The 22,230-nt window shown below is 46.0% G+C and carries 17 protein-coding genes; 9 read left to right on the top strand and 8 right to left on the bottom strand.

Translation table 11 applies throughout. From position 1 onward, the window contains the following. Positions 1-20: 20 nt before the first annotated feature. From rimM to BMZ72_RS20175, 6 genes are all read left to right on the top strand, one after another. The gene (gene rimM, locus BMZ72_RS20150; RefSeq protein WP_089811501.1) at positions 21-542 is read left to right on the top strand and encodes a ribosome maturation factor RimM; all 522 of its coding nucleotides are present in this window, start codon (positions 21-23) and stop codon (positions 540-542) included. Between the two features lie 56 nt (positions 543-598). Beyond that, positions 599-1,270, top strand: a complete 672-nt coding sequence (gene trmD, locus BMZ72_RS20155) for a tRNA (guanosine(37)-N1)-methyltransferase TrmD (RefSeq protein WP_089811502.1) — start codon at positions 599-601, stop codon at positions 1,268-1,270. A 110-nt stretch (positions 1,271-1,380) separates the two neighbouring features. After that, positions 1,381-1,728 (top strand): 50S ribosomal protein L19, encoded by a 348-nt coding sequence (gene rplS, locus BMZ72_RS20160; RefSeq protein WP_012789005.1) that lies wholly within the window; start codon positions 1,381-1,383, stop codon positions 1,726-1,728. A 238-nt stretch (positions 1,729-1,966) separates the two neighbouring features. Next, positions 1,967-2,152 carry a Sec-independent protein translocase subunit TatA/TatB gene (locus tag BMZ72_RS20165; RefSeq protein WP_044220993.1) on the top strand — a complete coding sequence of 62 codons (186 nt, stop codon included), beginning with the start codon at positions 1,967-1,969 and terminating at the stop codon, positions 2,150-2,152. A 196-nt stretch (positions 2,153-2,348) separates the two neighbouring features. Next, the gene (gatA, locus tag BMZ72_RS20170) at positions 2,349-3,788 is read left to right on the top strand and encodes an Asp-tRNA(Asn)/Glu-tRNA(Gln) amidotransferase subunit GatA (RefSeq protein ID WP_089811611.1); all 1,440 of its coding nucleotides are present in this window, start codon (positions 2,349-2,351) and stop codon (positions 3,786-3,788) included. Positions 3,789-3,801: 13 nt separating this feature from the next. After that, positions 3,802-5,154 (top strand): lytic transglycosylase domain-containing protein, encoded by a 1,353-nt coding sequence (locus BMZ72_RS20175; RefSeq protein ID WP_177222856.1) that lies wholly within the window; start codon positions 3,802-3,804, stop codon positions 5,152-5,154. Between the two features lie 526 nt (positions 5,155-5,680). On the opposite strand, the gene BMZ72_RS20180 is transcribed toward BMZ72_RS20175, so the two are convergent. Next, positions 5,681-7,132, bottom strand: coding sequence for a cation:proton antiporter (locus tag BMZ72_RS20180; RefSeq protein WP_089811504.1), 1,452 nt, complete (start codon positions 7,130-7,132; stop codon positions 5,681-5,683). A 132-nt stretch (positions 7,133-7,264) separates the two neighbouring features. Here BMZ72_RS20180 and BMZ72_RS20185 point away from each other — a divergent pair, with 132 nt between their 5' ends. Next, entirely contained in the window at positions 7,265-9,799 is a 2,535-nt protein-coding gene (locus BMZ72_RS20185) for a phosphocholine-specific phospholipase C (protein ID WP_089811612.1), read from the top strand. 39 nt (positions 9,800-9,838) lie between these two features. After that, positions 9,839-10,555, top strand: a complete 717-nt coding sequence (locus BMZ72_RS20190) for a 3-ketoacyl-ACP reductase (protein ID WP_089811505.1) — start codon at positions 9,839-9,841, stop codon at positions 10,553-10,555. 80 nt (positions 10,556-10,635) lie between these two features. Here BMZ72_RS20190 and BMZ72_RS20195 read toward each other — a convergent pair whose 3' ends face one another. The 3 genes from BMZ72_RS20195 to BMZ72_RS20205 all read right to left on the bottom strand — a co-directional run bounded on the left by BMZ72_RS20195 (position 10,636) and on the right by BMZ72_RS20205 (position 14,120). Beyond that, the gene (locus BMZ72_RS20195) at positions 10,636-11,061 is read right to left on the bottom strand and encodes a SufE family protein (RefSeq protein ID WP_012789012.1); all 426 of its coding nucleotides are present in this window, start codon (positions 11,059-11,061) and stop codon (positions 10,636-10,638) included. Positions 11,062-11,154: 93 nt separating this feature from the next. Beyond that, a complete protein-coding gene (locus BMZ72_RS20200; RefSeq protein ID WP_177222857.1) occupies positions 11,155-13,065 on the bottom strand; it encodes a WG repeat-containing protein in 1,911 nt (636 codons plus the stop codon). 152 nt (positions 13,066-13,217) lie between these two features. After that, complete coding sequence (locus BMZ72_RS20205; RefSeq protein WP_089811507.1) at positions 13,218-14,120, bottom strand: DUF4349 domain-containing protein; 903 nt, start codon at positions 14,118-14,120, stop codon at positions 13,218-13,220. 64 nt (positions 14,121-14,184) lie between these two features. On the opposite strand from BMZ72_RS20205, the gene BMZ72_RS20210 reads away from it, so the two are divergent. After that, positions 14,185-15,465 carry an acetyl-CoA C-acetyltransferase gene (locus BMZ72_RS20210; protein ID WP_089811508.1) on the top strand — a complete coding sequence of 427 codons (1,281 nt, stop codon included), beginning with the start codon at positions 14,185-14,187 and terminating at the stop codon, positions 15,463-15,465. Here the strand turns inward: BMZ72_RS20210 and BMZ72_RS20215 are convergent, their stop codons facing one another. From BMZ72_RS20215 to BMZ72_RS20230, 4 genes are all read right to left on the bottom strand, one after another. Continuing rightward, a complete protein-coding gene (locus BMZ72_RS20215; protein ID WP_089811509.1) occupies positions 15,466-17,604 on the bottom strand; it encodes a type IA DNA topoisomerase in 2,139 nt (712 codons plus the stop codon). It abuts the gene before it with no gap. Positions 17,605-17,650: 46 nt separating this feature from the next. Next, positions 17,651-19,321 (bottom strand): FAD-dependent oxidoreductase, encoded by a 1,671-nt coding sequence (locus BMZ72_RS20220; RefSeq protein ID WP_089811510.1) that lies wholly within the window; start codon positions 19,319-19,321, stop codon positions 17,651-17,653. Positions 19,322-19,508: 187 nt separating this feature from the next. Continuing rightward, a complete protein-coding gene (locus tag BMZ72_RS20225; RefSeq protein ID WP_089811511.1) occupies positions 19,509-20,915 on the bottom strand; it encodes an ATP-binding protein in 1,407 nt (468 codons plus the stop codon). A gap of 237 nt (positions 20,916-21,152) precedes the next feature. Next, positions 21,153-22,202, bottom strand: coding sequence for an alpha/beta hydrolase (locus tag BMZ72_RS20230; protein ID WP_089811512.1), 1,050 nt, complete (start codon positions 22,200-22,202; stop codon positions 21,153-21,155). Between the last annotated feature and the right edge of the window lie 28 nt (positions 22,203-22,230).

Here is a 22,230-nt window from a genome sequence, read left to right on the forward strand (position 1 = left end):
AGCCGGAAGGGCATCGTATTATGAATAATTACTTCAGCATAGGAAAACTGGTATCCGTATTTGGTTTACAGGGGGAATTCATTCTCAAACATAGTCTGGGAAAAAGAACAGCCCTGCAGGGAGTGGATGCGATCTTCCTGGAAGAGCGTAAAAACAGTTTTATCCCCTATTTCATAGAGAAAGCCAGCGTGAAAGACCATGAACACATGTTCGTCAAGCTGGAAGGGATAGATACCAAGGAAGACGCCCGCAGACTGGTACAAACGCCTGTATACCTGCTGGAGGATGATTTCAAAAAGCAGACGTCCGCATCAGCTCCGCTTTCAATGCTGGGCTTTATGGTGAAAGACAAGCAGCAGGGAGAACTAGGTGTTATCGAAGAAGTAATTGAAATGCCCATGCAGGTGCTGGTTAAAGTAATGTACAGGGAGAAAGAAGCACTGTTGCCACTGAATGAGCAATCGCTCATAAAAGTGGATAAAAAACAGCAGATCGTGCACGTCGACCTTCCCGATGGCTTACTGGACCTTTACCTGGAATAGCAGGACATTTATTATTCACTGTGACCTGTACTGACAGGTTGGATGGAGCATAAAACATGAGAATAGATATCATTACCGTACAACCGGGATTACTGGAAGGGCCTTTTTCACACTCTATACTGAAAAGAGCCCAGACAAAAGGACTCCTGGAAGTGCATACCCACAATCTGCGGGATTATTCCAATCTGAAGCACAAACAGGTAGATGACTACCAGTTTGGCGGCGGCGCAGGCATGGTAATGATGCTGGAACCTGTTGTAAATGCCATCGAGACCTTACAGGCAAAGGTGCAGTATGATGAGATCATCTATCTGACACCTGACGGGGAAACCCTGAATCAGAAGATGGCAAACCAGCTGTCTCTGAAAGGGAACCTCCTGATGCTCTGCGGTCACTATAAGGGTATCGATGAACGTATCCGCACTCACTTCGTGACAAAGGAGATCTCCATCGGAGATTATGTCCTGTCAGGAGGAGAACTGGCAGCCGCTGTGCTGGTAGATGCGATCGGCAGACTGATACCCGGCGTACTGAATGATGAAACGTCCGCATTGCTGGACTCCTTTCAGGATAATCTGCTCGCACCGCCTGTATATACCCGCCCGGAAGAATTCAGGGGCTGGAAGGTACCGGATGTGCTGATGAGCGGTGATCACAAGAAGATCGATAACTGGAGACATGATCAGGCGCTGGAGCGCACAAAGACACGTCGTCCGGATCTGTTATAAATTTTGGTTGATTGTCAACCATTTGGGAAATTATTATTTAATAAACGGGGTTCTTATTTGGAAGTTGTGTATTTCTAAACTACCTTTGCACTCCGATAAATATTTGAAAGATGAACGCTATTTCTTTTGTTCACGAGCAACTGTCAGGTAAGAAATCATACCCGAAGTTTAAAGCCGGTGATAACGTCACTGTAAACTATAAAATTGTTGAAGGTAGCAAGGAAAGAATCCAGTCCTTCAAAGGTGATGTATTGAAAATCCAGGGTACTGGTGCTACTGTTACTTTTACAGTAAGAAAGATTTCTGATGGAGTAGGTGTAGAAAGGATTTTCCCTTTGCTGTCTCCACACATCGACGGAATCGTGCTGAATAAGGTTGGTAAAGTTAGAAGGGCTAGACTGTTCTACCTGCGCGAACGTGCTGGTAAAGCTGCCCGTATCAAAGAGAAAAGGGTTTAGTATAAATACAGGGAAATTAGTGATAACGGGGACCGTTTGGCTCCCCGTTTTTTTCATGTCTATAGGGACCAGACGCGGCAATAAGCAATGCTCTTAAAATAGTATTAAAACTTTGCCAGCCAATCTACCCGAGGATAATTCCCGAATATATTTACCTATCTTTGTTTGCTTAACGTTTAAAACTGAGAAAATGACTGCCGCTTTTAAATCACCGTTTTTATTATTTCAGGAATTAGGTATGACAGAATTACTCTTGATCGCTCTGGTTGTATTACTGCTGTTTGGTGGTAAGAAAATCCCTGAACTGATGCGTGGCCTTGGTAAAGGTATCCGTGAGTTCAACGATGCGAAGAACAACGTGCGTAAAGAGATCGAAGACGGTATGAAAGATCAGCCGGCTACGACTGACCACAAGAATGCCTAATTAGTCCTGCTAAAGGAATCAGGTTTTTCTTTTTATTTGATTCAGACGTGAATAGGGGAGTAGTATGCCTGTGAAGGGAGATGCAGTAAAACACTGTATGAATTGCTATATACCATATGCCAACTGAAAACCTTTTCAGTAGCAGTTTTTCAAGTTTGACTTTACATTATTTTTTAAGCAATTAACTGGTTTGGCTTTGTCTGAATACAGCAGTATATCGGCTTTTCATGAAGCATTATACGCCGGCAGAACAACCTGTACGGAGATGGTACGGTATTACCTTGACCGTATCGGACAGACAAAACACCTGAATGCTTACCTGGAAGTTTTTGAAGAGGAAGCCCTTGCGAAAGCGCATGCACTGGATACCCGTATAAAGAACGGAGAGTCTGTGGGAGCGCTTGCGGGCATTGTGATAGGCATTAAGGATGTTATCTGTTATAAAGGACATAAAGTAAGCGCTGCTTCTCGCATACTGGAGGGATTTACTTCACTGTATTCTGCTACGGCAGTCGAAAGACTCCTGGCAGAAGACGCCATTATTATTGGTAATCTCAATTGTGACGAGTTTGCAATGGGATCCACAAATGAGAACTCCGCTTATGGTCCGGTGTTGAACGCACTGGACAATTCCCGTGTACCGGGAGGGTCCTCCGGAGGGTCAGCAGTAGCTGTGCAGGCAGATCTTTGTATGGTCAGCCTTGGTAGTGATACCGGCGGTTCTGTGAGACAACCTGCTGATTTCTGTGGTATTGTAGGATTAAAACCAACTTATGGCAGGATTTCCCGCTATGGGTTAATTGCATATGCCTCTTCGTTCGATCAGATCGGGATTTTTGGCAGGAATATTGCAGATGTGGCAAGGGTGCTGCAGTTTATTGCAGGGCCCGACGGGTATGATAGTACGGCTTCAAATGAAGAAGTACCTGATTACCAGATCGTACACAATAAATCCTGGAAAATAGCGTATTTAAAGGATGCGTTGTTTCACCCCGGCCTGGATGAGGAAATGAAGGAAGGCTATACCCGCTTTTTTGAAGAGTTAGAAGCTGCAGGTGATACTGTTACAGCAGCTGATTTCGCTTACCTTGATTATGTAGTGCCCGCATATTATGTGTTGACCACTGCAGAAGCTTCCTCTAACCTTTCACGGTTTGATGGAGTTAAATACGGACACAGAACTTCATTAAATAATCTTGAACTTGCTGACTTTTACAAGAAAAGTCGGTCAGAAGGTTTTGGAAAAGAAGTAAAACGGCGTATCTTACTTGGGACTTTTGTACTTAGTGCAGGTTATTACGATGCCTACTTTGCTAAAGCTCAACAAGTTAGACGAATGGTGGTGGATAAATTGGATGAAATTTTATCTGAATATGATGCCATCGTAATGCCAACTGTACCATCTACAGCATTTAAGATTGGAGAAAAAACAAATGATCCGATAGCCATGTACCTGGCCGATATTTATACGGTACTGGCAAATCTGGCAGGGGTTCCGGCAATTTCCGTACCTTTGCAGCGGCATTCAAATGGGATGCCATACGGTGTACAGATCATCACAAAGCAATTTAGCGAAGCAAACCTGTTAAGCATTGCGGAACACGCTATGCAGTTAAGACAGGTTACTCCTGTTTAAAATAAATATGTGTATGAGGAAAATCTTTTTACTACTGCTGTTGCCATCGCTGGGTGCAGTGCAAATGAGAGCGATTGGTGGCAATAGTGTACCTAAAGAGATGGTTACTCCATATGGGGGACCGGATACTACGGTACTGAACCACAAAGTACGTCTGCCTAAGGACACTATAGTCGTGCCTTCCGCAACGTCACAGGCTGTGCGTAAAAATGCGCAAAGCCTTCCGTCCAGCATCAGCAGCCCGAAGGTCTATGAACAGATCAACAACAACATTGTAGCTGGATACATCAATAACTTTGCCAGCAGGTATAGCCAACACCTGCAGGTAATGGTGTCCAGAGGGCAACCTTACTTCGTAATGGTGGAGAAAATCTTCAGAGAACACGGGATTCCCGAGGAAATGAAGTATCTCGCCGTAATCGAATCTTCCTTTAATACCAACGCACGTTCCCGTGTAGGTGCAGTGGGTGCCTGGCAGTTTATGTCCGGTACTGCGCGTATCTTCGGTCTCAGTGTGGGTAAAAAAGTGGACGAAAGAAAAGACTTCTATAAGTCTACGGTAGCTGCTGCCAAATTCCTGAACGAACTGTACAATCAGTTCGGTGACTGGTTACTCGTGGTAGCTGCTTATAACTGCGGTCCTGGTGGCGTACAACGTGCCATGAACGCAAGCGGTCGCAGCGACTTCTGGGGTATGCAATACTTCCTGCCAGCTGAATCCCGCAATCACGTTTACAAATTCATCGCTACCGGTTACATCCTCGACAGGTTTAATAACTTCTTCGGTGTAGGTAACGATATGAGTACAGTTGTTGCTGCTCCGGCTCCTACTGCCGCAGCATATACTACAACTGAACTTTCAGAAGAAGAAATGTTCAACACAGTTGAATTCAATATCTCCGGCAAATACCGCCTGGATGCTATTGCTAAGAAACTGAATATGGAACTTTCCGATCTGGAACACCTCAATCCTGATTTCGCTAAAATGATGTCAGGACCTGAAAATAGCTACGACCTGAGAATTCCGAAAGAGAAAATGAAGGAATTCCAGACAGAGAAAGAGGAAATACTGAAGGAATCATTACAGATGATGCTGGATGACAAAGCAACCACCTTCGATAAATCCCGCTTCCCTGCTCCGGTAAAAGTAGCTGCTCCAGCTGAGGCGAAAGCAAAGAAACCAGTGACCACTAGTACAACAGCGAAAACCTCCAAAACTTCAAAATCTTCTGCTAAAGCGAAAGCAACAGCAAAAGGAAAGGCAAAAACGCCAACCGCGAAAAAGAAGACAGTTGCCAGGAAAACAACTGCTAAAAAACCGGTAACAGCGAAGAAGCCAACTTTGAAGAAAACAACGCTGCATTAATCATACTGAACTAATACAAGAGGCCTGATCATCGATCAGGCCTTTCTGTTTTTATAATCGGTTGTGTTTGGAAAGGAAGAATTAGGAATAGCTTTTCGAATCAACCTGTATTGGACTAAATGCACCTGCACATGACAGGCATCCAGATCCTACAGTACAACTTATTGGCAATGTTCTCCTGCTACATTGTTGCCATCTCCGGATGAGCTATCAATCATCTCTATTTTGATATGTTCTGTTCATTTTAAGAGAGTGCTAGAATAAGACAAGCCTATCAGTGTCTACCAGCCGTTGAATACAAGGTATAAGCGGGCAAGAGATGTGCTGCACACCATTACTATCAATAGTGAATTGAAGATAGGCGATGGCTTCATCGTATTGCAGCTCCTGGAAGTATTGCCGTCGGACTCAATCAGCACAATTGCATATTGCCATAAAAGCAAAACGCTGCGAAGATGATCCCCGCAGCGTTTTGCTTTTATAGAGCAGCGTTTTAAACCGCCTAATTCTTAATTCCTAATTGAAATTAGCCTATCTGGCTCGCCTGTAATCTGCTCTCTTCCACTTTCTTCACCACATCAAGCAACGGACCCGTCATAAATGTGGTCGCCAGGGCCATCAGTACCAGCATCGCAAACACCTCCGGAGAAAGGATCCCCAGGTCATAACCGATGTTTAACACCACCAGTTCCATCAATCCCCTGGTGTTCATCAGCGCACCAATACCAAGAGAGTCCATCCAGGATTGTCCCATTAATTTGGCAGTAAGCGCACTTCCTCCCAGTTTGCCGCCCACAGCTACCAGCATGATCAGACCAAACACTGCCCAGAGATTGCCCTGACCCAGTAAGCCGATCTGTGTACGCAGTCCGGTGAACACAAAGAAGATAGGCAGTAATAACAATACACTCACATCTTCCAGTTTATCAGTCAGCAGTTTCTGTACTGATACTTCTGATGGCATGATCACACCTGCCAGGAAGGCGCCAAATAATGCATGTATGCCTATTACCTCCGCAGCCCATGCGGAAAATAGTAAGGTCATAAACGCGAGGGCAACAATTGATTTCTCTTTATGTTGCTCCTGAAAACGTGTTATTTTTTTAGCTAACCAGGGTTTCAATATATATAGCATGAACCCGACGAAGATCAGTGATAACACCAGGGTTAAAACAGCAGTCCATAATGTAACTGCCTTCACGATCGCTATAACAACTGCCAGGATACACCATGCCGTAACATCATCTGCAGCAGCGCAGGTAATAGCCAGCAGTCCCAGTGGCGTACTGCTCAGTTTTCTCTCCTGTACAATACGCGCTAAAACTGGGAACGCAGTAATGCTCATCGCAATACCCATAAATAACGCAAAAGACAGGAAGCTTACATTTGCAGGTGCAAAGCGGGCATACATATGATAGGCTAATCCTACACCCAGGAAGAAAGGAAATACAATGCTCGCATGACTGATCATCACGGCATCGTGTGCTTTGTTCTTCATCTTGTCTGTGTCCAGTTCCATACCCACCACAAACATGAAGAAGGCAAGACCTATCTGACTCAAAAACTGCAGATTTTTAAAACCTTCTGCTGGAAAAATAAACGCACTTCCTGATGGCCATAAGGTACCAAGCAGGGACGGCCCGAGGCAAATACCAGCTACAATTTCTCCCACTACTGAAGGTTGTCCGATCTTATTTGCCAGCCAGCCAAATATCCTTGCAGTGATCAATATCAGGATAATCTGTAACAGTAATAAAGCTAAAGGATGATGCACATTTTGCACCATGGAATTCCAGACGCTCTCCGCTGTAGAAGTCGTACTAGTGGTGTGTGCAGATGCAGGAGCCGCAGCAGCAGCCACAGTACTGGCAGGGGTACTGCCGTCGGTCGTTAAATGGCTGCCCTTATTGATGATAAACCAGATAAGACATCCGAAAAAGCCGATAATCAGCGGGTAAAACAACATTCTCTTATTCATATAGTATCGGTTTAATTGGACGAAAGATAATAATAATACCTGTGAGCCTCACATTAATGTGGTATTAAATTACATTGAAGATTGATCATATATGGCTTCAGCTTGCAGCAGGTTATGTATCTTGTCAGCATTATGGATACCAGGAGAGACTTTATCAAAAAAGCCGCATTACTATCAGGCGGCGCAGGTCTGGCAGGTGTATTGCCAGCTTCCATTCAGAGAGCCATGGCCATCAATCCGGCTGCAGGTACTACCTTCCTTGATGCGGAACATGTTGTACTGCTCATGCAGGAAAACCGCTCGTTCGATCATAGTCTGGGTACCCTGCGTGGTGTACGTGGATTCAATGATCCACGCGCTATCACACAGCCTGATAAAAATCTGGTATGGCTCCAGTCCAATGCGAAAGGAGAAACCTATGCTCCCTTCCGCCTCGATATCAAAGATTCAAAGGTCACCTGGATGAGTTCTCTGCCGCACTCATGGGAGAACCAGGTTGATGCCCGCAATAATGGTAAATATGACAAATGGCTGGATGTAAAACAGTCCGGCAATAAAGAATACGCCAACCTGCCACTCACCATGGGTTATTTCACCCGTGAAGACATTCCTTTTTATTACGCCCTGGCTGACGCGTTCACTGTCTGCGACCAGAACTTCTGTTCTTCGCTGACAGGTACCACGCCAAACAGACTTTATTTCTGGACAGGTACCATCCGCGAAAAACAAAGTCCTGATGCGGCGCCTAACGTACGTAACTCAGAAGTGGATTATGGTGTTCCTGCCAGCTGGACCACCTTCCCTGAACGGCTGGAAGAAAACGGTATCAGCTGGAAAGTATACCAGAATGAACTGAGCGTAGGTGTTGGTTTCACAGGTGAAGAAGACTCCTGGCTGGCTAACTTCACCGACAACCCGCTTGAATTCTTTGCGCAATACAGACCGGAATTTTCGGTTGCACACTATAAACATGTACAACGCAGCATAGAGAAACAGAAAGCGGCTATTACAGCCCTGGAAGATAAATTAAAGACACTCTCTGGTACACAGGCAGATGTTGCTCAGAAAGAGCTGCAGGAGAAACGGGAACTGTTACGCAAATTGCAGGAACATGAGGAGAAATGGCGTCCTGAGAAATTTGAACTGCTGTCCGAACGGGAAAAGAACATCCACAGAAAAGCATTCACCACCAACGAAAAAGACCCCGATTACCATCAGCTGAGCACCTTACAGTATCACGATGGTAACACCGAACGTACGATGCAGGTGCCTAAAGGCGATGTATTATACCAGTTCCGGGAAGATGTAAAGAATGGTCAGTTGCCCGCTGTTTCCTGGATCGTCTCTCCTGAAAACTTCTCCGATCACCCTGGTGCACCATGGTATGGCGCATGGTATGTGGCAGAAGTAATGGATATCCTTACACAGAATCCGGAAGTCTGGAAGAAGACCATCTTTATCCTGGCTTACGATGAAAACGATGGTGATTTCGACCACGTACCTCCATTTGTACCTCCTCATGGTCCGGGTACTGGTCTGGTATCTGAAGGTATCGACACCAGCGTAGAGTATGTCACACGCGAACAGGAACTCCGTAAAAATGGTATGCAGGAAGAAGACGTGAGAGAAAGCCCTATTGGTCTGGGCTATCGTGTACCGCTGATTATCGCCTCTCCATGGAGCCGCGGTGGTATGGTCTGCTCCGAAGTATTTGACCATACTTCTACCTTGCAGTTCCTCGAGCGCTTCCTGCATCACAAGACAGGCAAAAATATCGTTGAAAGTAATATCTCCGAATGGCGTCGTACGATCTGTGGTGACCTCAGTTCTGTATTCACGCCTTATAACGGGGAGAAAATACCGCTCCCTTCTTTTGGGGATAAAGACACCTTTATCGAGAGTATTCACAAAGCGCAATTCAAAGATGTGCCTTCAGGGTTCAAAAAACTGACGGCTGCGGAGATTGCTGCAATTAATAAAAACCCGGCCACAGCGCCTTATATGGCGAAACAGGAGGAAGGTATAAGACCTGCCTGTGCATTGCCTTATGAAATGTATGTGGATGGTCAGCTGAGTAAAGGCGGTTTTGAAATATCCTTCAAAGCAGGTAATGAACTGGCAGGGAAAGCCGCCGCTGGTGTACCATTCAATGTGTATGCGCCAGGTAAATACCTTTCCGGTGATAATAGCACCTTTGAAACAGTCAGAACATGGGCCTATGCAGTGAAAGCAGGCGACAGACTGGCGGATCACTGGCCATTGCAATCATTTGAAAACGGTATTTATCATCTGTGTGTCTACGGACCAAACGGCTTCTTCCGTGAATTTGCCGGTAATGACAAAGCGCCGCAACTGGAAGTATGGTGTGACTATGAACGTAAAGGAAAGGCCTTTACCGGCAATGTTTCCCTGCAATTGAATAATCACCATACGCAGGCACTGACGGTTGAAGTTATCGACCATGCGTATGGCAAACCAGCACAGAAAAAGACGCTGGCTGCCAGAAGCAAAACAGCTATTGTACTGGATCTGCAAAAGAGTCATTCCTGGTACGATTTCAGCGTACGTATCACCGGACAATCATCCTTTGAAAGAAGGTATGCCGGTCGTGTGGAGAATGGTAAAGCCGGCTTCAGCGATCCAGCAATGGGCCGTGTGAAAGGATAGGGCTATATTTAACGCTGAAAATGTAAATACATCAGAGATATGGAATCAATAAAAGGAAAAAACGCACTCGTAACAGGTGCAGGAAAAGGAATCGGGAAGGCAGTTGCTAAACAGCTGGCCGCAGAAGGAGTGAACCTGGCATTGCTGGCGCGTACAGAGAAAGATCTGCAGGCAGTAGCGGAAGAACTGAAGGGCACAGGTGTAAAGGTAGTATATGCTACCGCAGATGTGGCCGAGAGGAAAGAGGTAGAAGCAGCAATTGAAAAGATGACAGCTGAACTGGGTAGCATCGATATTCTGATCAATAACGCCGGTATCGGAAAATTTGGAAAGTTCCTGGAACTGGAACCAGAAGAATGGGAGCAGGTAGTTAAGGTAAACCTTTTTGGTGCTTATTATGTTGTACGTTCAGTACTGCCTGGTATGTTATCCCGTCAGACAGGTGATATCGTTAATATCTCCTCTACAGCGGGTCAGAAAGGGGCCCCGGTAACCAGCGCTTACAGTGCATCTAAATTCGGACTGATCGGTATGTCAGAGTCGCTGATGCAGGAAGTGCGTAAGTCGAATATCAGGGTGACCACTTTGACGCCAAGCACTATTGCAACAGATATGGCAATAGATCTTAAGCTGACTGATGGTAATCCGGAAAAAGTGATGCAGGCAGAAGATTTTGCCGAGCTCATCGTGATGCAGCTGAAGCTAAACAGACGTACCTTTGTAAAAGAAGCGGGCTTATGGTCTACCAACCCGTGATTTAATCTTATCATATTGTTTAAGGAAAAAGGCCGCTCAATACATTTGAGCGGCCTTTCTCTTATAACTGATTTCTTTGCTTACAGTGCCTGCAATAACTGTATCTGGTACGCTACTGCCTGTGACTTCATTTTCCGTAATATCAACGGCCATTGCAGCGTAAGGAACGGCTGAAACAGACCAGAGATCTCGTTCATAAAATAGATATCCGCATCAGCGATATCTTTGGGATGATTGCCGGACAGAACCCTTGAAAACATAGCCAGCAGACCATTTGTTGCTTTATCGCTACTGGCTGCTGTGAACCACACTTTTTCCTTGATATAGACAGCACGTACCCAGATATCAGAGATCCAGCCCTGTACCTGGTAGTGTTCATGTTTGTACTTGTCTTCCATCAAAGGCAATGATTTTGCAATATTATCTATGTATTGCTGGCGGCTTTCTTCATCTTCGAGGTGCATTACATCCTCAATCAGTTTATCCTGTACTTCATTTATTGACATAGACGCTCTTTTAAAGGTGACAATATGAATTTACGCAGATATGCTGGTTGATAGTGAATCAAAAACGGAAAATCTTTCCAAATGCACTGAAACTTATTTTACCGGCGTGAAAAATTCTTCCGGGATCTCATTTCTAAGAAAAGCCGATAAGGGTTCTACCAGCTGCCCGGGATTGATACTACCCTCAAATTCATTGCTATAAATGACAGTTTCATTTCTATAGTCCCGCGGACGATTGGGGTAAAATTCCAATGCCACGCGCATCCTTGTTTTGATACTGCCTTCATACACCGGGCAGGCTATCTGCCAGTATTGCTGAGGCCCAAGTATGACATCATATGCGCTATTGCCACAGCTTATACCATCCATTGAAAGTTCAATGTTATTCCACTTGTTATCAGGTGTCAGTACCTCTATATGCATCCGCATTGTATTGTCCATTGACGAGAAAGGCACCTTCCGGTGGGTGGTATTGGCTATATAAACCTTGAATCCGTTCTTTCTTCCGTTAATAATGCTTTTGGATGTAGTGTCTGCTATTATGCTGATCTTATTGGCAGGGAACCGCTTGTCTGACGGGTGGATAGTCAGCGGATAATTGTCATGTTTTTTCATTGTGCGGCCGGGCACTGGCAATGCATCGACCCGATAGTAGTTGTGGCCTTTGTAAGCAGTATTAACACTGTAAATGGAAGTGGTGTCCTGCGTCTGCCAGACTATTTTCCCTGAAAAATCCATATATACCTCTCTTTGTCCGATAGAGCATGCTATTAAACTGTCTTCTTCGTAAACACGCTCAATACGGTTGATAATGGCAGGTATGATATAGTGTCCGTCTTTCCGGGATATGCCATAAATGCTGTATCTATCAGGACCCGTTTCGCTGAAAATGAAGATGTCGCCAATCAGACCAGGGCTTTCTATTTTTTTAAATTTGGGTTGTACAATGAATACGCCATTCGAATCTATGATCCCGACACCGCTATCGACAGATACAACGGCCGTTCCATTCGTTGATCTCCCTTCATATTGCTCTACCCCATTAAATAAACGATCAGAAACGGGCTGCCCGTTTTTATCAATCATCTGGTATTTCCAGCCACCCACGCGTTCATGAGCGATGACAGCTCTGTTACACCAGAAATCACGTGCTACTATGATATCGTCCGGCAGGTAAATAATGGCGCCTGTCGTATCCATATAGGCATGATCATTATGTTGGGGGCCTGACATACTATTCGGGTTCAGACCTACCTTCATCAGGCCATCATGAAAATCGCCGTAAAAGATCCGCGTGTTCAACACTGCTTTATCTTTCAGGAAAACCTGCCGGAATGTAGAATCAAATAAGCCTATCTGCTCTCTGCCATCCTTCACCATTTCCACAATAAAATGGCCACTATTTGGGAAGTCATATATGCGGGTGTATGTGTATGGTAACCTTATCTTTTGTCCTGATGTATCTATCAAAGATTCCAAGGTATCATTCATATGTTTAGCCAGTGCATACCCATTCCTGAAATTACGGATATAGGTGTATTTCATTTCCGTGAGCCGCTTACCCTGCCTGTCGATAATGCCATATAGTCCCTTCAGTGTTCTGGCAACAGCCCGGTTGCTATAAAAAGGTGCGACGTCTGTATAGATGAGATCAAACGCTTTATTACCACTCTTATCGATATAAAATGGTTTGCCTTTTTCGTATACTTTAGCGACCCCGTTTTTGAAGTTTTCTGCCCGGTCAAAACGTGCAGGTATTACAAAGTGGCCGGTAGTATCAATATATCCAAAAGTACCTCCTTCTCTTACAGCTGCCAGTCCTTCCAGAAAGTTACGTGCGTCATAGAAACGGGGAGGAATGATCATCTTTCCCTGCCTGTCGATATATCCATATTTTGCCCCTTCCTGTACCAGGAACAGCCGCCTGCTTTGTGCAGATAACTGATGCCCTGATATGATCAGTATTAGCAGGAAAGTATAAATAATGCGCTTCCTGTGATTCATTGATGTTTTGTTGGTCAGTTGAGTCATAAAGTAACAGATGGCATACTGCCCAAAAAGTTGTTACGCCGCGGAGTAACGCGGCGTAACAACTTTGTTCATATTTCTATTTTATAGATCGAATGTTCATTTACCCGTAACAGGTATGGCTATATTTATTCTTCCAGTTTCTTTGCAACCTTATTGATCAGTTTCAGTTTGTCAACGATCACTAACAGGACGAACGCGCCACATATTACGCCCACAGCTGCAAACACCAGGTAGGTAAAGTAATGTATTGTCCACTCCAGTGCTACCCTCACCCTATGTATAAAACTGATAGGTTTCTTTTCGGTCGCACCTTCATATAATGATACACGTACGGTACAGAATTCATTCTCTGTATCAAAATTGCCCAGTTCAACACCGAGGTCCTGCAACTTGCCTTCTGTCTCCAGAATTTTATCATGCAAGGCCACCAGGTCGGTAATAGGGCCGGGTTTTGACTTTAATTCGTTCAGTGATTCCAGTGTTTTCAGTAGAGAGGCTTTCTGTGCATTCAGCTGACGGTATTCATTGGTTTTATCCACCTTGGTGATCTCAGTAGACCTGATCACGCCTATTTTCTGGATCGCCAGATAGAAGGAATCAAAGACTTCCGGATTAACCCCGATCATCAGGTGGAGCTCACGACCACCTTTCAGACCTAAAGCCTGCTCGTACTGTACGATCGCTTTGAAGGACTCCGTTTGCTGGGAGAGTTGTTTGGCATCGTCTTCAAAATGAGAAGACTTTGTACGGATGGAAGCCGTCTTTTCATACTTCTGACTGGGAGCAGCAGCAGGGGCTGACATATCCGGTTGAGACATGGATTGGCTACTCTTGTATTGCACCTTTTCGGATGCATAGTTCTTTCTCAGATTGCTGATATTCTCAAAGAAGTCAACACTATAGTCATTGGTCTGCCGGGTGTCAGTAGCTACGTATCCATAAATGAATCTGAAAACAAACAGTACAGCAAAGATCAGGGTCGCCCAACGCACCAGTCCCCAGATGCGGGCCTTAAAACTTTTAATCATATAGGGTAAAAATTGAGTATGTAATTTAGGTAATTGTTGGGTACGATAATCGTATATTTAGTATATGCTTTCCGATCTGAAATCCCGCAGAGTAGCCGTTGTTGGTTACAACCGTATCCCTTTCGCAAGGCAGAATACTTTTTATGCCGATAAAGGGAATCAGGCCATGATGACAGCCGCTTTAAACGGTCTGATAGATCGTTATCACCTGAGCGGTATGCTTTTAGGTGAAGTTGCTGGTGGCGCCGTCATCAAACATAGCCGGGAAATCAATCTGATGCGGGAATGCGTCTTAGGTTCCTCTCTCGATCACGCTACCGCTGCCTGTGATATCCAGCAGGCCTGTAACACGGGTGTTGCTGCTTCTCTTTATATCGCACACAAGATCGCGCTTGGTCAGATAGAAGCCGGTATTGCCGGTGGTGTAGACTCTGCCAGCGATGTACCCCTTGTTTTCAGTGAGGGATTACGTAGCAGCCTTCTGGCAGTGCGCCGGGCACAGACGCTCGGGCAGCGTATCCAGGCATTCTCCCGGATCAGGTGGAAAGACCTGAAACCGGTAGCGCCGATGAATATGGAACCCCGCACAGGACTGTCCATGGGAGGCCATACTGAGATCACTGCTAAATATTACCAGATCTCCCGTGAGGACCAGGACCGGTATTCACTGGAAAGTCATCAGAAAATGGCCGCCGCCTATGACAGTGGCTTCTTTAATGACATGCTGACGCCATTCGCAGGACTGGACCGGGATAACATCCTCAGAAGAGATACCAGCCTGGAAAAACTCGCCAGACTCAAACCCGCTTTCGATAAAACCAGTGGTTCGCTTACCGCCGGTAATTCCTCCCCATTAACGGATGGCGCTTCCTGTATATTGCTGGCCAGTGAAGATTGGGCAAGACAACAGGGATTACCCGTACTAGCCTATATCACCTTCGCAGCAACTGCCGCGATAGACTATCTCCAAAGTCCGCATAACCTGCTCCTGGCACCCGTACATGCATCTGTAAAGATGCTCGAACAGGCAGGACTCACTTTACAGGATTTCGATTACTACGAAATCCATGAAGCTTTTGCCGCACAGGTACTGGCATTATTGAAAATATGGGAACAACCCGGCCTGATGAAACAGTTCGGTTATGACAAAGCATTGGGCAGTATTGATCATAGCAAATTGAATGTACATGGGAGTAGTCTCGCTGCCGGACATCCATTCGCAGCTACCGGTGCCCGTGTCATCGCTACCATGGCAAAGCTGCTGCATGAAAAAGGATCAGGCAGGGGATTGGTGTCTGTCTGCGCTGCCGGCGGACAAGGCGTTACCCTGATCATGGAAAAATGATCAGGCCTTCTCTACTTCCAGCTCAAATCCTTTATTCAGGATCAGTTTACCTTCCGTATCACCCGCAGCACCTGGTAGTTTCCAGCCCTTGATCTTACCGGTCTTTCCTTTAGCCAGCAGATCGGCAATCTGTTTGTCGGTGAGTTTCTTGCCAAAGACTTCAAATGGCACTTTAAAGCCGCATACATTAAAGTTCGCGCAGCCGTAAGCGGTATTTCCTTTCCTGAGAGGGTGTGCCTTGCATTTAGGGCATTGTTGCTCCGCTATAACAACGGCTTTCTTTGGCTCTTTAGATTTAGCCTCTTTTTTGGGTTTCTCTTCTTTTTCCTTTTCTTTTTCTTCCGGTTGATCAGGCCTTACGGTGATCACTTTATAGTTGGAGGTCTTTACTTCGATCGTCAGGTCAATTACCATCTGGATCAACTCCTGTTTAAAGGTCTCCATGGCATATTCTCCCTTCTCTATCTGACGCAGTTTACCTTCCCAGATACCGGTCAGCTCAGGGCTTTTCAGCAGTTCTGTCTGAATGGTATCAATGAGGTCGATCCCGGTCTGTGTCGCGAAAATATTCTTCTTACGTTTCTCAATATATTTCCGGCGGAAGAGGGTTTCAATGATATTCGCACGGGTAGACGGACGTCCGATACCGTTATCTTTCAATAACTCACGCATCTCCTCATCATCTACCTGTTTACCAGCCGTTTCCATGGCACGTAGTAAGGTCGCTTCTGTGAATGCTTTCGGTGGAGTGGTCTTACCCTGATGAATTCTGGGTGTATGCGGACCGCTTTCACCGACCTCAAATACCGGCAGGATCTTCTCCTCTTCCTCGCCTTCTTTTTTAGGCGTCACATCATTGGCATATACTTCCTTCCAGCCCGGCTCCAGTATCTGTTTACCGGTGACTTTAAATTCCACCTGACCTACTTTACCAAGGATGGTTGTATTGGAGATCTTACACTCCGGATAGAAGGCCGCAATAAAACGTCTGGCTACCAGGTCATAAATGCGCTTCTCTTCCATACCAAGATTGGATGGATAGATCCCGGTAGGGATGATAGCATGGTGATCTGTCACCTTTTTATCATCGAAAACAGTCTTGAGCTTTGGAATCGGATTGGCCAGTATAGGAGCCGTAAGTGCCGCATAAGGCGTCAGGTCCTGCATGATACCTGCGATTTTCGGATGCAGGTCTTCAGAGAGGTAAGTGGTATCCACCCTTGGGTAGGTCACCAGCTTTTTTTCATACAGGTTCTGAATGTATTTCAGGGTATCGTCGGCGGAATAGGCGTATTTCTTATTGGCTTCCACCTGTAAGGCGGTGAGGTCAAACAGCTTGGGATTGCCCTCTTTTCCTTCTTTTTTCTCAAAGGAAGTCACTTCGAAAGGATGCTCTTTCAGATAAGCCAGCCCTTTTTCTGCCCGGTCGAGCACCTTGATACGGTCGATGGTAGCGGTAAACTCCACTTCCCGGTATACCGTTTTCAACTCCCAGTATTCTTCAGAAACGAAGGCGTTGATCTCTTTCTGCCGGGCTACGATCATCGCCAGGGTAGGAGTCTGTACCCTCCCGATGGAGAGTACAGTCTTTCCCATAGCAAATTTCTTGGTGAACAGCCGGGTGGCATTCATGCCCAGTAACCAGTCGCCTATCGCTCTGGCACTACCCGCTGCATACAGATTGTTATATTGGTCTGCGTCTTTAAGTTTCTGGAATCCTTCGCGGATGGCCTGTTCTGTCAGTGAAGAGATCCACAGCCTTTTTACAGGCGCGGTGCACTGTGCTTTGAGCAGTACCCATCGCTGGATAAGCTCCCCTTCCTGGCCGGCATCCCCACAGTTGATCACTTCTTCACTGTGTTGTACCAGCTGCTCGATGACCTTGAACTGCTTTTGGACGCCCGAGTTGTCTATGAGTTTGATGCCAAAACTGCTGGGGATCATGGGGAGATCTTCCAGTCGCCAGAACTTCCATTGTTCCGTATAGTCATGTGGCTCTTTCAGCGTACAGAAATGCCCGAAGGTCCAGGTCACCTGGTACCCGTTGCCTTCGTAATATCCATCCTTACGTTCTTTAGCGCCAATGACTTCGGCAATGTCTCTGGCTACACTTGGTTTTTCAGCAATACAAACCTTCATAGTCAATTAAAACAGGGAAGCAAATGTCGTATAAATACCTAAGAAGCTACTTAACTTCTGACAGGTATTTATGCACAAAGCTGATCGCCATCGATCCTTCCCCGACTGCTGCGGCCACCCTGTTCATTGCCTGTGCACGAACATCTCCTGCTGCAAAAATGCCGGGACAACTGGTTTCCAGCAGGTAAGGATCACGGTCCTGTTTCCATATCCGCCTGAATGCCTCACAGTTATGCAGATCGCCACCTGTTTTGATAAAGCCTTTTTCATCTTTGATGATATCCAGGGCGATCCAGTCCGTGAATGGTTTGGCCCCGATAAAGATATACAGGGCGTCGGCATGCACTTCCTGCTGCTCTTTGGTATCTATATTACAAAGGATCAGCTGGCCCAGGCGGTCGCTGCCTTTTGCTTCCGCAATCTCTGTTTTTGGATGCAGGGTAATATTGGGTACGCCGGAGATCTGTTCTATCAGGTAAGCTGACATGGTACTACTCAGGTCTTCCCGGCGAATAATGATATGTACGTTTTTGGCAAACTTGGAAAGGTACATAGCGGCTTGTCCGGCGGAGTTGCCGCCGCCCACAATGTAAACTTCCATACCGGTACAGGCAGAAGCTTCTGTCATGGCTGCGCCGTAATAAACGCCTGCGCCGGTGAAATCAGGTACGCCCTTGGTTTCCAGCTGACGGTAATCAACGCCGGTGGTGATGATCACCGCACGGGTATTGATCTCCGTACCATCTTCCAGGATCACCTTCTTATAACCATCTTTCTGTTTGATATCTTTTACAGACTGTGGGGTAATAAACTCCGTTCCCAGTCGTGTAGCCTGTGCAATAGCGCGTCGGGTCAGTTCTGAACCGCTCAGGCCACTTGGGAAGCCCAGGTAGTTCTCAATACGGGAACTGGTACCCGCCTGTCCGCCGGGAGCACGTCTTTCGATCAGCAGCGTTTTCAGGCCTTCGGATGCGCCATATACACCTGCTGCGAGTCCCGCAGGACCAGCACCGATGATTACCACATCGTATACATCCAGTTTTACCTGTGGGTTCAGACCTACTTTATGCGCAATATCAATGATGGATGGGTTGGAAAGGAAAGTACCGTCTTCAAAGAAAACCAGCGGTACATCTTTCTGACTCAGGTTGTTCAGGTTCATTAATTTACCTGCTTCCTCCGAACTCTGTACATCCAGCCATTGGTAGGGGATAAGGTTACCTGCCAGGAAATCTTTCACAGAATGTGACTTTGGCGAGAACTGATACCCCACCACTTTAATGCCCCTGAAGTCTGGTTTGTATACGCTCTGCCAGTTCTCCAGCAGGTCATCCAGTACCGGATACAGGCGCTCTTCCGGCGGACTCCATGGTTTCACCAGGTAATAATCCAGCTGTACAGAATTGATCGCCTTGATCGCCGCATCTGTATCAGAATAAGCGGTCAGTAACACCCGACGCGCATCCGGATAATATTCCATGGCTCTTTCAAGGAAATCCACGCCTTCCATTTCAGGCATACGCTGATCTGAAATGAACATCGCCACGGTTTCCCCTTTATTTCTGAGCTCCAGTAAAGACTCCAGTGCTTCACTGATAACGGTTGTGCTGATGATCCTGTATTGCTCACGGTACTGACTTTTCAGGTCTCTCACAAGTGCACGTAATACCTGTGGATCATCGTCAATACAGAGAATATATGGTAAGTTCTGATTCATATTAATACTATTAATCGTCCTCTAATTCTGGCATGCAATGCTGCAAAAATCCTGCAAACTCCTCACTCCCCACAAATCTCCTTCACAATCTCTCTCACGTCCCCTTCACAATATCCTCCACATCTCTTCCACAATCTCCGCTGCATTTCAATTCTTAATTCTTAATTCTTAATTCCTAATTGAGTTTCTATCCCAATATCGGCAGCGACACGATAAACTTCGTTTCTCCCGGCCTCGACTCCGCTTTCAGATAACCCTTATGCTGCCGTACGATCTGTGATACGATATCCAGTCCGAGACCGGTGCCCTTACCTGGTTCTTTTGTTGTAAAGAAAGGGTCAAAAACACGCTCCAGGACATGCTCAGGAATACCCGGACCATCATCCGTAATGATGACTTTCAGACAATCCTTGTCCCGTTCTGTTTTAATAAACAGCTTTCCTTTTTTGTTCACTTCCATCGCATCAAGTGCGTTGTCGATGATATTTGTCCACACCTGATTTAGTTCTCCGATCAAAGCACGCAGCGGTGGCAGATTGGTATCATAATCTTCCACAAGCTCAATATTTCCCTTACGGATCTTGTATTGGAGGATAGAGATAGTGGTACGGATACCATCGTGAATATTGGTCAGTTGTTTATCATAACCCTGGTCCATGTGGGTGAATGACTTTACAGATCCCACCAGATCAGCAATACGCTTGGACGCTTCTTCAATGTCTGAAACGATCTTCTCTGTGATCAGGTTATTGTTGATCCAGTTGAATATCGGGGAGACGTCTTTTTCAACCAGTCGCTGCCTGAACTGATCGAGATGCTCTAATGTAAAACCAAATTCTACAAAGTTTTCCGCCAGTTCTGCACTGTTTTCCACATCGAGATCATCCAGCCAGTCGGTCAGTTCGTCTTCCAGCTGGGAGCGTTGTACGAGTGTCAGTTGTGACTTGTGGATATTATGTTGTGAAAGGATTTCAAACATTTTCTCTTTCACCAGATTGATAGATGCTTCGTCCATGCGTATTTCCATGATCTTTTTAAAGAACTCCGGCTGTAACTGCAGGTGTTTTTTCATGGAATGAGCGCCGCGTACAACAGCTGCCGCCGGGTTATTCAGCTCATGTGCCAGTCCGGCAGAAAGCTTACCCAATGCCATCATTTTTTCGCTCTGGCGGATGAAGGAGGTATAATCACGTACCCGGTTGGTCATGATATGTACCAGTGCCTGTGTTATTTCAAAATGATTCCTGATCATGGGTTCTATCTTGTCCATGGGCAGGGTGTATAAAACGATGTCGTCTATTGCTTCACCGGCTACGGAGGAGGTCATGCCACGGGAGAAGGGCAGATAGCCCAGTATACGTCCGGGTTCTGCGATCATGAGTTCCCGCAATTCGTTATTCTGCATCTGGCATATCTTAATTCTGCCGGATAACAGCACATGTGTACCGATCATTGCATCGCCTACATTAAAAGCATATGAGCCTGCCGCTAACTCTCTGCGTTCGGAATTATCAATGAACCATTGCAGCTGATTATCGGGAACGCCTGTGAGCGATTCAATGGAGCGCATCCACTCAACGGTAATATTAGTCATGGAAGGATGATTATTGGGCAGAAAGGTACTTATAATTCGGCTAGGTTTTCACTGTTATCATTGTACAGATACTGGTAAAAGTAGGATAATTCGAAGGAGGCTGACAATCAGAGCAACAAACAAAAGATAGTATAAGAATAGTCCTTGTATAGTTACTCTCCGTTAATGCTACGTTATAAGTGCAGCACTAACGGAGAGTAACTATACAGGGACTATAGCAGAAAGCTGGTAGCCTTACTATTTTAAGGCATTTTTCAGCTCGTTTGCGGCATATCTTAACGCTGATTGTACCGCTGGTACGTCAGCCAATGGGTTGAGCAGTCCGTAGTCATGTATCATGCCCTGAATTCTTACAAGTGTAACTGGTACGCCTGCTTCATCCATCTTGCGGGCATATGCTTCTCCTTCGTCACGCAGTACGTCATTTTCAGCTGTTTGTACCAGGGTTGGAGGCAAGCCTTTCAGCTCATCCAGCGTGGCCTGTAAAGGGGCTGCATAGATCTCTTTACGCTGGGATTTAGGGATGTAGTTATCCCAGAACCAGATCATCATATTCTTTGTCAGGAAACGGGACGTAGCATACTGGTTATAGGATCCGGTTTCAAAGTTGGCATCGGCTACCGGCCAGAACAACAGCTGAAATTTCAGCTCAGGACCTTTCTTGTTTTTCGCCATTAATGCGGTCGCAGCGGTCAGATTACCCCCGGCGCTGTTACCTGCTACTGCCAGTCTTTTACCATCAAGATTGACTTCGGCGCCATGGGCAGCCACCCATTTGGTAGCAGCATAGGCTTCGTTGAGCGCTACCGGGTATTTTGCTTCCGGAGAACGGGTATATTCTACGAATACGGCTGCAACGCCTGAATACACGACCAGATCTCTCACAAAACGCTGGTGTGTAGGGAAGTCGCCTAATACCCAGCCACCGCCATGGAAAAACATAAATGCGGGTAATGTGCCTGTTACGCCGGATGGACGTACGATAAAGAGTTTTACCTGCAGTCCGTCTTCCGTAATGGTCTTTTCGGTTACATCAACGCCGGAAAGGTCCACTTTTACGGAAGATTGTGCGCCTTCCAGCACCTTACGTGCATCAGTAGCTGCCATTTGTTCCATGGGTTTACCACCGCCGCTGTTCAGTACATTCAGGAATGCTTTTGTACGGGTTTCGATCGCAGGATCTTTTGCCGGGTCCAGTACTTTGGTCTGTGCATCCGCATTATTCACCACGCTTGCAGCTGCTACAGCTCCCGCTGCCAGTATGTTTTTCATTGATTGCTTTGTCATTTATTGTCGTTTATGATGTTTAGATAAT

Origin of the sequence: Chitinophaga sp. YR627, assembly GCF_900114995.1 — a bacterium.
GTDB lineage: Bacteria > Bacteroidota > Bacteroidia > Chitinophagales > Chitinophagaceae > Chitinophaga.

Bases quoted from the DNA above. Each gene is read 5' to 3' on its own strand.
- rimM (WP_089811501.1), top strand. From the start codon at position 21: ATGAATAATTACTTCAGCATAGGAAAACTGGTATCCGTATTTGGTTTA.
- trmD (WP_089811502.1), top strand. From the start codon at position 599: ATGAGAATAGATATCATTACCGTACAACCGGGATTACTGGAAGGGCCT.
- rplS (WP_012789005.1), top strand. From the start codon at position 1,381: ATGAACGCTATTTCTTTTGTTCACGAGCAACTGTCAGGTAAGAAATCA.
- BMZ72_RS20165 (WP_044220993.1), top strand. From the start codon at position 1,967: ATGACAGAATTACTCTTGATCGCTCTGGTTGTATTACTGCTGTTTGGT.
- BMZ72_RS20175 (WP_177222856.1), top strand. From the start codon at position 3,802: ATGAGGAAAATCTTTTTACTACTGCTGTTGCCATCGCTGGGTGCAGTG.
- BMZ72_RS20180 (WP_089811504.1), bottom strand. From the start codon at position 7,132: ATGAATAAGAGAATGTTGTTTTACCCGCTGATTATCGGCTTTTTCGGA.
- BMZ72_RS20185 (WP_089811612.1), top strand. From the start codon at position 7,265: ATGGATACCAGGAGAGACTTTATCAAAAAAGCCGCATTACTATCAGGC.
- BMZ72_RS20190 (WP_089811505.1), top strand. From the start codon at position 9,839: ATGGAATCAATAAAAGGAAAAAACGCACTCGTAACAGGTGCAGGAAAA.
- BMZ72_RS20195 (WP_012789012.1), bottom strand. From the start codon at position 11,061: ATGTCAATAAATGAAGTACAGGATAAACTGATTGAGGATGTAATGCAC.
- BMZ72_RS20200 (WP_177222857.1), bottom strand. From the start codon at position 13,065: ATGAATCACAGGAAGCGCATTATTTATACTTTCCTGCTAATACTGATC.
- BMZ72_RS20205 (WP_089811507.1), bottom strand. From the start codon at position 14,120: ATGATTAAAAGTTTTAAGGCCCGCATCTGGGGACTGGTGCGTTGGGCG.
- BMZ72_RS20210 (WP_089811508.1), top strand. From the start codon at position 14,185: ATGCTTTCCGATCTGAAATCCCGCAGAGTAGCCGTTGTTGGTTACAAC.
- BMZ72_RS20215 (WP_089811509.1), bottom strand. From the start codon at position 17,604: ATGAAGGTTTGTATTGCTGAAAAACCAAGTGTAGCCAGAGACATTGCC.
- BMZ72_RS20220 (WP_089811510.1), bottom strand. From the start codon at position 19,321: ATGAATCAGAACTTACCATATATTCTCTGTATTGACGATGATCCACAG.
- BMZ72_RS20225 (WP_089811511.1), bottom strand. From the start codon at position 20,915: ATGACTAATATTACCGTTGAGTGGATGCGCTCCATTGAATCGCTCACA.
- BMZ72_RS20230 (WP_089811512.1), bottom strand. From the start codon at position 22,202: ATGACAAAGCAATCAATGAAAAACATACTGGCAGCGGGAGCTGTAGCA.